Origin of the sequence: Methyloceanibacter marginalis (assembly GCF_001723295.1) — a bacterium.
GTDB classification, from domain to species: domain Bacteria; phylum Pseudomonadota; class Alphaproteobacteria; order Rhizobiales; family Methyloligellaceae; genus Methyloceanibacter; species Methyloceanibacter marginalis.
Map to the genome: position 1 here is coordinate 1 of NZ_LPWD01000046.1, position 11188 is coordinate 11188.

Genomic DNA, 11188 nt, shown 5'->3' on the forward strand with positions numbered 1-11188 from the left:
TCGCGCTGACCATCGCCGGCCGCGGCTTCTCATCGGTGGTGTCGCCCTCCATGGAAGAGGCCTTCATTGATTCCGAGTGCGTGTCGTGCGGCGCCTGCGTGCAGGCCTGCCCCACCGCGACGCTCAACGAGAAATCCATCATCAATATCGGTACGCCGGAGAGCTCGGTGGTCACCACGTGCGCCTATTGCGGCGTGGGCTGCACCTTCAAGGCGGAGATGCGCGGCGACGAGCTGGTGCGCATGGTCCCTTACAAGGACGGCAAGGCAAACCGCGGCCATTCCTGCGTGAAGGGCCGCTTCGCCTACGGTTATGCGCACCACAAGGATCGCATCCTGAACCCGATGATCCGCGAGAAGATCACCGATCCGTGGCGGGAGGTCTCCTGGGAGGAGGCCATCCAATACACGGCGTCCGAGTTCAAGCGGATCCAGGCCAAATACGGCAAGGGCTCGGTCGGCGGCATCACCTCATCGCGCTGTACCAACGAAGAGACCTATTTGGTGCAGAAGCTGATCCGCGCAGGCTTCGGCAATAACAATGTCGACACGTGCGCCCGCGTCTGCCACTCGCCCACGGGCTACGGGCTCAAGACCGCGTTCGGCACGAGCGCCGGCACCCAGGACTTCGACTCCGTCGAGCAGACCGACGTCGTCCTCATCATCGGCGCCAACCCGACCGACGGTCACCCGGTGTTCGCCTCGCGCATGAAGAAGCGCCTGCGCGACGGCGCCAAGCTGATCATTCTCGACCCGCGCCGCATCGACCTGGTGCGTACGCCGCATATCGAGGCCGACTATCATCTGCCGCTGAAGCCCGGCACGAACGTGGCCGTGGTCACCGCGCTGGCCCATGTCATCGTCACCGAGGGCTTGGTGAACGAGAAGTTCGTGCGCGAGCGCTGCGACTGGGAAGACTTCCAGGAGTGGGCCGCGTTCGTGGCCGATCCGCGCCACGCGCCCGAGGCGATCGAGAAGACCACCGGCGTTCCCGCCGAGCTGGTGCGCGGCGCGCCCGCCTCTATGCCACCGGCGGCAACAGCGCCATTTATTACGGCCTCGGCGTCACCGAGCACAGCCAGGGCTCGACCACGGTGATGGCGATCGCCAATCTCGCCATGGCGACCGGCAATATCGGCCGCGAAGGCGTGGGCGTGAACCCCTTGCGCGGTCAGAACAACGTGCAGGGCTCCTGCGACATGGGCTCCTTCCCGCACGAGCTGCCGGGCTACCGTCATATTTCCGACAGCGTGACGCTGGAGCTGTTCGAGCAGCTTTGGGGCCGCCCGCTGGACAACGAGCCTGGCTTGCGTATCCCCAACATGATCGACGCCGCGCTCGACGGCTCGTTCAAGGGCATCTACATCCAGGGCGAGGACATCCTCCAGTCCGACCCGAACACGCAGCACATGGCCGCCGGCCTTGCCGCCATGGAGTGCGTGGTGGTGCAGGATTTGTTCCTGGTCGAGACCGCGAACTACGCGCACGTGTTCCTGCCCGGCTCCACCTTCCTGGAGAAGAACGGCACGTTCACCAACGCCGAGCGCCGCATTCAGCGGGTGCGCAAGGTGATGGCGCCGGTCAACGGCTACGAGGACTGGGAGATCACCCAGATGCTGTCGAACGCGCTGGGCTATCCCATGCAGTACGACCACCCGTCGCAGATCATGGACGAAATCGCGCGGCTGACGCCTACCTTCGCGGGCGTCTCCTACGAGAAGCTCGACGAGCTCGGTTCGGTGCAATGGCCGTGCAACGAGGCGGCGCCGGAGGGCACGCCCGTCATGCACATGGACGGTTTCGTGCGCGGCAAGGGCAAGTTCGTCATCACCGAATACGTGGCGACGGACGAGAAGACCGGCCCGCGCTTCCCGCTGCTGCTCACCACGGGCCGCATCCTGTCCCAATATAATGTGGGCGCGCAGACGCGGCGCACCGCCAACGTGGTGTGGCATGAGGAGGATCGTCTCGAGATCCATCCCCACGATGCCGAGAACCGCGGCGTGCGCGACGGCGACTGGGTGAAGATCGCAAGCCGTACCGGCGAGACCACCTTGCGGGCGCTGATCACCGATCGCGTGGCGCCGGGCGTGGTCTACACGACCTTCCACCACCCGAGCACGCAGGTGAACGTGGTGACCACCGAGTTTTCCGACTGGGCCACGAACTGCCCCGAATACAAAGTGACGGCCGTGCAGATCGCGCCGTCCAACGGGCCGTCCGAGTGGCAGGAGGAATACGAGGAGCTGTCGAAGGCGGCCCGGCGCATCGCCGAGCCTCTGGTGGCGGCCGAGTAGCCTCACCCTCCTCTCGCCGCGAAGCCACGGAGCGCCTCAAGCCCATGAAACCCGACACCCTCGTCCATATGGCGAACCAGATCGGCAAGTTCTTCCAGTATCAGCGGAAGGACGAGGTCATTCCGGGAATCGCAAATCATATCAAGCAGTTCTGGGACCCGCGGATGCGCACGGCGATCTTCGCCTATGTGGACCAGGGCGGCGAAGGGCTCGACCCTCTGGTCAAGGAAGCGATCCTCGATCTGAAGGAAGCCCGGGAGCACGGCGAGTCGAGCTTCCAGGGCACGTAAGGGCCCTGGCCCGGCCCCTCCCCGTCTTGCTTAGGTGTCGCGGCGGCAGATGATAAGATTTCGTCGTGCCTAGTCTGCGCCCGAGGAACTCACCGCCATCAAGCTGTCTCTCCGCGTCGCCGCGGTGGCGACGCTCGTAAGCCTGCCCGTTGGCATCGCGGTCGCCATGCTGATCGGGCGGGGCCGGTTTTGGGGGGCGCCCTCTCCTCACGCGTTCGTGCTTCTGCCGCTGGTGCTGCCGCCGGTGGTGACCGGTTACGTGCTGCTGCTGCTGTTCGGCCGCCAAGGCCCGATCGGCAGCTGGCTCTACGAGACGTTTGGGATCGTGGTGGCCTTCCGCTGGACGGGCGCGGCGCTGGCCTGCGCCATCATGGGTTTCCCGCTTCTGGTCCGCGCCATTCAGCTGTCGGTGGAGGCGGTGGATCGGGTGCTGACCGCGCCCACCGAACTCAAGCGTCCTTTCATCGTCGCCGACCCCGAGCCGCTCACCATCGGCGAGATCGTTGCTGCATTGCGGCATGGCTTGGGGCGGCGTGCGGGGCTGTTCTACGTGCCGCGGCCAATGCTGAAAGCAGCTCTACACGCGGGCGGACATCGCGGAAACTTAGAGCCTTTATTCGGTTCGCTGGTCGCCGATCCGTCAGCGCTCAAGCGTCTCGATTGGACGCCTCCTGTTGCAACGCAGCAGGGACTCGCGTCGCTCGTCCAACACACGCCCCGCTGATGTTGCACTGCGCAACTCCTAGATTTTTAAGCGCTTTCTAGCCGCGGGTCTTATCAATGTCGCATTCGACTGCTACAAGTTAGTCAGGCTGACGTGGGGGTCGCCCAGTAACGGACTAGCCGTCCGCGAGATTGTCATCGCTCTGACGCCTCAATGATCAGAGCGAATCTCAAGGCGGCGCAATCGGAGGCGGTTATGGCACTCCCCAGGATTGTCGTGCGCGGCAAGAAGGTCATTCTTCTGAGCGGCTACAAAGACAAGGGCACGGGCGAGACGCGCCGAGGCGTGGTTATCGACGCCAAGGACAAACTCTTGCTTGCCGCCCGGCGGAACCCCGATGCGGTTGCTTTCGGCTATGTGGCCGGCCACTGGGTCGCGTCTGCCTGAAGCTTGAGAACCGATCATAAGATTTGGACGGGCGCCAGGTCCCGCGTGAGCGGCTGAGCGCCCGCCTCGTTTGCGAGCCCTAGCGCCTCTTGCCCGGCGCGCCCCCGCCCCTCATAACCCTGCACGAAAGGCCTGCTTTCTCGAGCAAGCCGTCAACGCCTTCAACGGAGCGGCTCCTCACGGCCGCGCGCCTCAATGACCATTGCCGTGACCGCGCAGACCCTTGCCCTGCCGCCTGAATGGGCGCCGCAAAAAGCGATCTGGACCGCTTGGCCCGCCAATGCGGCCGAGTGGAACGGCGACCTCGAGACTCCGCGCCGCGACGTGGCGGCCTTGGTACGCGCGCTGGCGCCCACGAATACGGTGCGCCTGCTGGTGAATGGCGCCGAAGCTGAAGCGTCGGCCCGCGCCGCTCTGGGCGACGACGCGGAGATCCTGTCCGCGCAATATGGAGACATCTGGCTGCGCGACACCGGGCCCCTCTTCGCACGCGGACCCGAAGGAGTTGTGGCGCTGCGCTTCAAGACCAATGGCTGGGGCGGCAAATTCGACCTCGACGGCGACGACACCGTGGGCGGCGACATCGCGCGTTTTTTCCGACACGCCCGCGAAGGCTTTCGACTTCGTGCTCGAAGGCGGCGCCATCGATCACGGCGACGGCACGATCCTCACCACGCGTCAGACCCTTCTCAACGCGAACCGCAAGGCTGGAGCAAAGACGACGCGGAGACCGCGCTGCGCACCGCCCTTGCTGCCGAAACCATCCTCTGGATCGACGAAGGGCTCGAAGGCGATCACACCGACGGCCATATCGACAATATCGCGCGCTTCGTGGCGCCGGGGAAAGTCGTCTGCCAATCTCCTGCCGGGGCCGACGATCCCAACGCGGCAACGCTCGATGCCATCGCAACGCGGCTCGAGGGCGCGGTGGACGCGAAGGGCCGCACGCTTGACGTCGTACGTATCCCGAGCCCGGGCCGGGTCGTGAACGCCCACGGCGAGATCGCACCCGCCTCGCACATGAACTTCGTCATCGCCAACGGCGTGGTGGTGGTGCCCGTCTATGGCACCGCGACGGAAAAAGCCGCCCTCGCCGGGTTGCAAGCCGTCTTTCCCGACCGCAAAGTCATCGGTCTTCCGGCCTTCGGGATTCTCGGTGCCGGCATCGCCGGCGGCGGCGCGTTCCACTGCATCACCCGCGAGGAGCCTTCCCTGTGACGCGCAGCCTCTCCGTCGCCTCTCTTCAAGCGGCCTTCGGACCCGACATGAAGGCGAACCTCGACAAAGTCGAGGCGCTTGCATGCGAGGCCGTCGCGCAAGGCGCCCAAGTGATCCTGCCGCCCGAGCTGTTCCAGGGAATCTACTTTCCCACGCGCCAGGATCCGAAATGGTTCGAGACCGCCTATGGGGTGGGCGATCACCCTTGCGTGCGCGCGCTCCAGACGCTTGCCAAGAGGCTCGGCGTGGTCATCCCCGTCTCCTTCTTCGAGAAGGACGGCCCGCGCTACTACAACAGCGTGGCCATCGCCGACGCCGACGGCGAGATCCTGGGCGTCTACCGCAAGAGCCACATCCCCGACGGTCCCGGCTACCAGGAGAAATACTATTTCCGTCCCGGCGACACCGGCTTCAAAGCGTGGAAGACCAAGCACGGCGTGATCGCGCCGGCATTTTGCTGGGATCAATGGTATCCGGAGGCCGCCCGCGCCATGGTGCTCGAAGGCGCGGAGGTGCTGCTCTACCCGAGCGCCATCGGCTCCGAACCTTACGACGAAGACCTCGATACCCATGCGCGCTGGCAGCGCGTGATGCAGGGCCATGCCGTGGCCAACGCCGTGCCGGTTGTCGCGGCGAACCGCATCGGCCTCGAAGACAATGACGGCGTGGAGCAGAAATATTATGGGCACTCGTTCATCGCCGACCAGACCGGCGAGATCACAGCCGAGCTCGGTGAGGACACCGAAGGCGTCATCGTCGCGCATTTCGATCTCGATGAATTGGCCGCCTATCGGGCCGACTGGGGCTTCTTCCGCGACCGCCGCACCGACCTCTACGGTAAAGCCATCCTATGACCGCCGTTCCGAATTCTCTCGACGATCCCACGGCCACGCGCATCACAGCCGGCGAGACCCAGGCTGTGTTCCTGCCGGGCCACGGCATGCTCGGCATCTCGCTGCGTCATCAGGGCATCGAATATCTGCGGCGCAACGAAGAGCTGAAGATCTTTGCGGAGAAAAACAGGACGGCGGGCATCCCCTTCCTCTTTCCTTGGGCCAACCGCTTGGCGGGCTTTCAGTATGAGGTCGCGGGGCGCGGCGTGACCTTGAGCCCGCACTCGCCCGTTCTGCGCTACGACGACAACGGGCTGCCCATGCACGGCATGATGTGGCCGCATCTGGCTTGGAGCCTTCAGGACGCGACCGCGGACACGCTGACCGCCAGCTTCGACTGGTCGCATCCGAAATGTCTCGTGGTCTTTCCCTATCCCTGCCGGCTGACCATGACGGCGACCGTGGCGCCCGCGAGCCTCACGATCGAGACCGTACTCGCGGCCACCAGCGACATTGCGGTGCCGGTGAGCCTCGGCTTTCATCCTTATGTCGGACTGCCCGGCGTGCCCCGCCAGGAATGGCGCGTTCACCTGCCGCCCATGCGCCATCTGGCGCTCGACGACCGTAAGATCCCCACCGGTGTGGCGGAACCCTTTGGCGGCCTCGACGCGCCGCTCGGCGAGAAGGATTTCGATGACGGCTTCGCGCTTCTCGGAGAAAGCGCAACGCTGTCGGTGGCGACGGGCAGCCACCGCATCTCCGTGGACCTGCTCGACGGCTATCCCTACACGCAAGTCTACGCGCCCCACGGCAAGGACTATCTCGCCTTCGAGCCGATGACCGCGCCCGCCAATGCGCTCATCAGCGGAAACGGCTTGCGTCTCGTCCCGCCCGGCGACACGTTCCGCGCCAAATTCCGGTTCAGGATCGGCTAGGGCGAATTTTCCTGGCACACGACACGCCCCTTGGCCTAAGTCCTGGCTCAAGGGTATCGCTTGAGCAAAGCCCCGCGAAAAGACGGGGCTAGAAGGAGTTTTGATGAGCCGGCAAGAGCCGCTGATCTTCATCGTCGCCGGCGAGGCCTCCGGCGACAATCTGGCCGGCAAGCTGATTGGCGCGCTGAAGGAGCAGACAGGCGGCCGCGCGCGCTTTGCCGGCGTCGGCGGGCCGCAAAGCGAGGCACAAGGCCTCGAAAGCCTGTTTCCCATGCAAGAGCTCTCTCTGATGGGCGTGGCCGAGGTCGTCCCCCACATCCCCCGCATCATCAAGCGGCTGAGGCAACGACGGCCGCCGTGCGCGAGCTCAAGCCCGATGTCGTCGCCGTGGACGCGCCGAGCTTCTGCCGGCTGGCGCACAATCTGCCGCGGCACGGGGATTCCCCTGGTGCATTACGTGGCGCCTCAGCTCTGGGCCTGGCGCCCGGGCCGCGCCAAGAAGCTCGCCAAGCGTGTCGACCATGTCATGGCGCTTCTGCCCTTCGAGGTTCCCTTCTTCGCCAACTACGGCGTGCCTTGCACCTATGTCGGCCACTCGGCCATCGAAGCGGGCGCAGGACGCGGCGACGGCAAAGCGTTCCGCGAACGTCATGGGCTGCCCGCGAAAGCTCCGGTGCTTTGCGTCGTGCCGGGGAGTCGCGTCGGCGAGGTGCGGCGCATGCTGCCGGTGTTCTCCGGCGCGCTGTCGATCTTGAAGGAACGCTACCCCAATCTCCACATCGTCATTCCGGTGGCCTCGGCGGTCGCCCAACAGGTCGAGGCCTTGACCGCGGACTGGCCCTTCCCCGTCGTTCACGTGACCAATGCGGAAGAGCGCTTCGATGCCTTCGCGGCCTGCGACGCCGCCATGACCAAGTCGGGCACGGTGACGCTGGAGCTCGCACTCGCCGAAGTCCCGATGGTCGTTTCCTACCGGGTCAATCCCGTAACGGCGTTCATCGTTCGCCGCATCGGCATCAACGTGGAGCACGCCTCCCTGGCGAACCTGCTCGTCGGCCACGGCTTCATACCCGAGCTCATCCAAGACGACTGCACGCCCGAGACGCTGGCGCGCGAGATGGAAACGCTGTTCAGCTCGGACGAGAAGCGCGAAGCGCAGCGTGAAGGCTTCCGCCAAGTCATCGAGATTCTCGGCAAGGCGACGCCGGCGCCAAGCACGCGCGCGGCAGAGGTCGTGCTCGATCTCGTACGGGCCCGCTCGGCAACCTGACGCGACTAGCCTTTGGCCGCGGCGGCGAGGACATCGCCGGGCTTCAGCCAGCTCTGGACCTTCTGCAGCTGGGCGTCGATGCTCTCGTTGATCAGCCCCGCGACGCGCAGCGCTTCCGAACCTGCATGACCGTCGACGAACGGCTTCTTGCCGGTCTTGATGCAATCGAGGAATGACGCGATCTCGTTGGCGAGACTGTCCTCTTGCGGAATGTCGATCGTCTCGGTGGTGATCGCTGCGAGACCCTGCGTCATCGGATCGCCGCGCAGGCCGTAGCCGAAAATCTTGCGCTCACCGAGATCGCAGTTGAGATAGTTGCTCTGGGCGAAGACACGAAGCCGGCGCTCCGTCTTGTAGCTCACGCGGCTCGCCGTAACATTGGCGACACAGCCGGACTCGAAGTTGATCCGCGCATTGGCGATGTCGATCTTGCGCCCCATGACGCCCGTGCCCACCGCATCCACCTTGGTGACCGGGGCACCGACGAGCCCGATGATCATGTCGATGTCGTGGATCATCAGGTCGAGGATGACGTCGACCTCCACGCCCCGGGTCTTCCACGGGGCGATGCGATAGCCCTCGAGGTAAAGCGGCCTGTCGATCTTCTCGGAAATGACGCGGTAGGCGGCGGAATAACGCTCGATATGTCCCACCTGGAGCACGGTGCCACGCTCCTCGGCTAGCGCCGTAATAGCCTTGGCGCTCTCCACGGTATCGGTGATGGGCTTCTCGATGAGCACGTGCAGCCCAGCCGCGATGAGCTCGCGCGCCACCTCGAAATGCAGCGGCGTGGGCACGGCGATGCTCACCGCATCCACGCGATCCAGGATCTGGCGGTGATCGGTCACGGCTTCGGCGCCGAACTCATCGGCGACGGCTTTGGCCCTGCCTGCGTCCGCATCGACCACGGCGACGAGCTTCGCGTCCGGATTCTTGGAATAGTGATTGGCGTGGAAGCGCCCGAAATAGCCCGCTCCCACGACGGCTGTGCGAATTTGCTCTGCCATTGGCCTTCCCGTTGAACGTCTCTTGCCGGGCTTTTTGTCGCAAAATCTTCGCCTCCGCCAGCCCTCAAGCCGCGAAGGTGCGTCGCAGGCGGAAATTGGGGCGTGAAACCGCCCGCGACTCCAGGTAAGCCCTTGCCACGCTTGGCCGAAGGAGGGACCGAATGCCGCAACCGCCGTCGAAGGAGGGACCTCGCCTCCCCTCCATGCACGCAAGGTAAGCCCATGCTGCTCGGCTCAGAACGGCTGATCGCCTCCGGGCGGCTCGACGGCCTGAAGGTGGGCATTCTCGCCAATCCAGCCTCCGTCGATCACGCGTTCCGCCATATCGTCGACCGGCTCGCCGAAGCGGAGCGATTCACGCTTGCGGCGATCTTCGGGCCCCAGCACGGCTTCCGCTCCGATCTCCAGGACAACATGATCGAGACGCCGCACGCGGACGATCCGAAGCGCGGCGTGCCGATCTTCTCGCTCTATAGCGAGACCCGCGAGCCGACCAAGGAGATGCTCGACCTTATCGACGTGCTGGTCATCGACCTCCAGGACGTGGGCGCGCGCATCTACACGTTTATCTACACCATGGCGAATTGCCTGCGCGCGGCGGCGAAGACCGGCACCCCGGTCATCGTTTGCGACCGCCCGAACCCGATCGGCGGGCTGCAAGTCGAGGGTCCGATGCTGGAGCCGGGCTTCGAGTCCTTCGTGGGGCAGTTCCCCATCCCCATGCGTCACGGCATGACCGTGGCCGAGCTGGCAAAGCTCTTCAACGAACATTTCGCAATCGGCGCGCGCTCGAGATCGTCCCCATGGAAGGCTGGTCGCGGGAGCTCTATTCCGACGGCACCGAGATTCCCTGGATCATGCCCTCGCCCAACATGCCGACGCTGGACACGGCCATCGTCTATCCCGGCACGGTGCTGTTCGAGGGCACCATGGTCTCGGAGGGCCGCGGCACCACGCGGCTTTCGAGCTGATCGGCGCACCCTGGCTCGACGGCGCGGCGCTCGCAGCAGAGCTGAACCGATTGGGGCTCAGCGGCGTTCACTTTCGCGAGGCGGGATTCGAACCCACGTTTCAGAAGCACGCGAACGAGCCGTGCCAGGGGTGCCAAATCCACGTGACCTCGCGCTGGGACTTCGAGCCGGTCAAAGCGGGCGTCGCCGTGATGCGCGCATGCCACGGTCTCGCGCCAGACCAATTCAAGTGGCGCGAGCCGCCTTATGAGTACGAGCACGACAAGATGCCGATCGACATTCTCGCCGGCTCCACGCAGTTGAGAGAGCAGATCGAGCAGCAAGTTCCTATCGAGGATATTGCCGCGAGCTGGCGCAGCGGGATCGGGACGTTCGAGGAAATCCGCAAGCCGCACCTGCTCTATTAAAGTCCGGCGAAAGCCGGACCTCGCGAGGGCGCATGTTTCCCATTGCCGATGACAACCCGCGCATCAATACGCCGACGGTCACCTGGTCGATCATCGCCGTCTGCGTGCTGGTTTTCTTCTGGCAATTCTCGCTCGGTCAGACCGGCGGCGAGATCGCCGTCTATCAGTTCGGCATGATCCCGGCCCGGCTGTTCGGCACCGCCACCCTCGACCCGGCGCTCGCCGAAATCCCGGCCTGGGCGACGGTCTTCACCTCCATGTTCATGCATGGCGGCTGGATGCATCTCGGCTTCAATATGCTGTTTCTCTGGATCTTCGGCGACAATGTCGAGGACTCCATGGGGCACGTCCGCTATCTGGCGTTCTATCTTCTGTGCGGCGTGGCCGCGGCGTTGGCACAAGCCATCAATCCGGGATCGACCATCCCCATGGTGGGCGCGAGCGGCGCCATCTCCGGCGTGCTCGGCGCATATCTTCTGCTGCATCCTCGCGCCACGGTGCGCACCATCATCTTTCTCGGCGTCTTCGCCACGATGATGCACTTGCCGGCGCTGATCGTGCTCGGCCTGTGGTTCGTGCTTCAGCTTGTGAGCGCGGCCTTTTCCACGTCGGGCGAGCCCGGGGTGGCCTTCTGGGCCCATGTGGGCGGCTTCGTCGCCGGCATGGCGCTCGTGCCGCTCTTCAAGAAGCGTGACGTGAGCCTGTTTCAGCCCGCGCGCTACAGAGCGTTCCAGATGGAGCGCCGCCGCGGACCTTGGGGCTAGCGGCCCGCCTCGGGCTAGCGCGTGAGGCTCGCCAAGGGCTGGGGCAATTTCGACATCATGGGACAGCCGAGCGTCTTCTCGAACGC

General features: G+C 65.0%; 8 protein-coding genes and 4 pseudogenes. 11 read left to right on the plus strand and 1 reads right to left on the minus strand.

Annotated features, from left to right (window positions below; translation table 11 throughout):
• From fdhF to lpxB, 9 genes and pseudogenes are all read left to right on the plus strand, one after another.
• Nucleotides 1-2296, plus strand: a pseudogene (gene fdhF, locus AUC71_RS02395) (formate dehydrogenase subunit alpha); the annotation flags it as partial.
• Between the two features lie 44 nt (nucleotides 2297-2340).
• A complete protein-coding gene (locus tag AUC71_RS02400) occupies nucleotides 2341-2586 on the plus strand; it encodes a formate dehydrogenase subunit delta (RefSeq protein ID WP_069622985.1) in 246 nt (81 codons plus the stop codon).
• A gap of 124 nt (nucleotides 2587-2710) precedes the next feature.
• Nucleotides 2711-3310 carry a hypothetical protein gene (locus AUC71_RS02405; protein WP_069622986.1) on the plus strand — a complete coding sequence of 200 codons (600 nt, stop codon included), beginning with the start codon at nucleotides 2711-2713 and terminating at the stop codon, nucleotides 3308-3310.
• A gap of 195 nt (nucleotides 3311-3505) precedes the next feature.
• Nucleotides 3506-3697: a hypothetical protein gene (locus AUC71_RS02410; protein WP_069622990.1), complete on the plus strand. Its 192-nt coding sequence runs from the start codon at nucleotides 3506-3508 to the stop codon at nucleotides 3695-3697.
• Nucleotides 3698-3892: 195 nt separating this feature from the next.
• Nucleotides 3893-4261 (plus strand): annotated as a pseudogene (locus AUC71_RS21720) (agmatine deiminase family protein); the annotation flags it as partial.
• Nucleotides 4227-4915: pseudogene (locus tag AUC71_RS02415) on the plus strand (agmatine deiminase family protein). The pseudogenes AUC71_RS21720 and AUC71_RS02415, both read left to right, overlap by 35 nt.
• On the plus strand, nucleotides 4912-5769 hold the full coding sequence (gene aguB / locus AUC71_RS02420; RefSeq protein WP_083238007.1) for an N-carbamoylputrescine amidase: 858 nt from the start codon (nucleotides 4912-4914) through the stop codon (nucleotides 5767-5769). The pseudogene AUC71_RS02415 and the gene aguB overlap by 4 nt, the downstream one beginning before the upstream one ends.
• The gene (locus tag AUC71_RS02425) at nucleotides 5766-6683 is read left to right on the plus strand and encodes an aldose 1-epimerase (RefSeq protein ID WP_083238008.1); all 918 of its coding nucleotides are present in this window, start codon (nucleotides 5766-5768) and stop codon (nucleotides 6681-6683) included. The genes aguB and AUC71_RS02425 overlap by 4 nt, the downstream gene beginning before the upstream one ends.
• Before the next feature lie 103 nt (nucleotides 6684-6786).
• Entirely contained in the window at nucleotides 6787-7953 is a 1167-nt protein-coding gene (gene lpxB, locus AUC71_RS02430; protein ID WP_069622987.1) for a lipid-A-disaccharide synthase, read from the plus strand.
• Between the two features lie 5 nt (nucleotides 7954-7958).
• Here the strand turns inward: lpxB and AUC71_RS02435 are convergent, their stop codons facing one another.
• The gene (locus AUC71_RS02435) at nucleotides 7959-8960 is read right to left on the minus strand and encodes a Gfo/Idh/MocA family protein (RefSeq protein WP_069622988.1); all 1002 of its coding nucleotides are present in this window, start codon (nucleotides 8958-8960) and stop codon (nucleotides 7959-7961) included.
• 222 nt (nucleotides 8961-9182) lie between these two features.
• On the opposite strand from AUC71_RS02435, the pseudogene AUC71_RS02440 reads away from it, so the two are divergent.
• Nucleotides 9183-10338, plus strand: a pseudogene (locus AUC71_RS02440) (exo-beta-N-acetylmuramidase NamZ family protein).
• A 32-nt stretch (nucleotides 10339-10370) separates the two neighbouring features.
• Nucleotides 10371-11102 (plus strand): rhomboid family intramembrane serine protease, encoded by a 732-nt coding sequence (locus AUC71_RS02445; protein WP_069622989.1) that lies wholly within the window; start codon nucleotides 10371-10373, stop codon nucleotides 11100-11102.
• Nucleotides 11103-11188 lie beyond the last annotated feature (86 nt).

Excerpts from the sequence above, each read along its gene's own strand:
- AUC71_RS02445 (WP_069622989.1), top strand. The coding sequence starts at position 10,371 with ATGTTTCCCATTGCCGATGACAACCCGCGCATCAATACGCCGACGGTC.
- AUC71_RS02435 (WP_069622988.1), bottom strand. The coding sequence starts at position 8,960 with ATGGCAGAGCAAATTCGCACAGCCGTCGTGGGAGCGGGCTATTTCGGG.
- AUC71_RS02400 (WP_069622985.1), top strand. The coding sequence starts at position 2,341 with ATGAAACCCGACACCCTCGTCCATATGGCGAACCAGATCGGCAAGTTC.
- AUC71_RS02425 (WP_083238008.1), top strand. The coding sequence starts at position 5,766 with ATGACCGCCGTTCCGAATTCTCTCGACGATCCCACGGCCACGCGCATC.
- lpxB (WP_069622987.1), top strand. The coding sequence starts at position 6,787 with ATGAGCCGGCAAGAGCCGCTGATCTTCATCGTCGCCGGCGAGGCCTCC.
- AUC71_RS02410 (WP_069622990.1), top strand. The coding sequence starts at position 3,506 with ATGGCACTCCCCAGGATTGTCGTGCGCGGCAAGAAGGTCATTCTTCTG.